Source organism: Streptomyces sp. NRRL F-5727, from assembly GCF_000719555.1.
Taxonomy (GTDB): Bacteria; Actinomycetota; Actinomycetes; order Streptomycetales; family Streptomycetaceae; genus Streptomyces.
The window spans coordinates 1-1,105 of record NZ_JOGX01000141.1; the positions used below are offsets into that span (position 1 = coordinate 1).

Below are 1,105 nucleotides of genomic sequence, written 5' to 3' on the forward strand. Positions count from 1 at the left end.
GGCCATGTCGATCTCGTTGTCGAAGTGGCCGATGTTGCCGACGATCGCCTGGTGCTTCATCCGGGCGATGTCGGACGCCATGATGATGTCCTTGTTGCCGGTGGTGGTGATGAAGATGTCGGCGGTCTCGATCACGTCGTCGAGGGTCGTGACCTGGTAGCCGTCCATGGCGGCCTGGAGCGCGCAGATCGGGTCGATCTCGGTGACGATCACGCGGGCGCCCTGGCCGCGCAGGGACTCGGCGCAGCCCTTGCCGACGTCGCCGTAGCCGCAGACCACGGCGGTCTTGCCGCCGATGAGGACGTCGGTGGCGCGGTTGATGCCGTCGATGAGGGAGTGGCGGCAGCCGTACTTGTTGTCGAACTTCGACTTCGTCACGGCGTCGTTCACGTTGATCGCCGGGAAGAGGAGGGCGCCGTCGCGGTGCATCTCGTAGAGGCGGTGGACGCCGGTGGTGGTCTCCTCGGTGACGCCGCGGATGCCGGCGGCGAGCGTGGGCCAGTCCAGCGGGCTGTTCTCCAGCAGGGCGCGGACGACGGCGAGTTCGTCGTTGACGGCCTCCGGCAGGACGCCGGTCTTGCGGTACTCCACACCCTTGTGGACGAGGAGGGTGGCGTCGCCGCCGTCGTCGAGGATCATGTTGGGGCCGTCGCCGCCGGGCCAGGTCAGGGCCTGTTCGGTGCACCACCAGTACTCCTCCAGGGTCTCGCCCTTCCAGGCGAAGACGGGGATGCCGGCGGCGGCGATCGCGGCGGCGGCGTGGTCCTGGGTGGAGTAGATGTTGCACGACACCCAGCGGACCTGCGCGCCGAGGGCGACGAGGGTCTCGATGAGGACCGCGGTCTGCACGGTCATGTGGAGGGATCCGGTGATCCGGGCACCGGCCAGCGGCTGCTGCTCGGCGTACTCGCGGCGGATCGCCATCAGCCCGGGCATCTCGTGCTCGGCCAGGGTGATCTCCTTGCGGCCGAAGTCCGCGAGGCCGATGTCGGCGACCTTGTAGTCCGTGAATTCAGACATGGGCTGCAACTCTCCTTGCACTCAGGATGGTTCGGTGGATTTCCAGGGCCGCCGTCGACTTGTTGAGCGTGATGTAGTGCAGGCC

General features: G+C 67.6%; 1 protein-coding gene. It reads right to left on the reverse strand.

Going from position 1 to position 1,105, the window contains the following annotated elements:
* A partial coding sequence (locus IF73_RS0137025) for an adenosylhomocysteinase (protein WP_031015910.1) occupies nucleotides 1-1,020 on the reverse strand: 1,020 nt, incomplete at its 3' end.
* Nucleotides 1,021-1,105 lie beyond the last annotated feature (85 nt).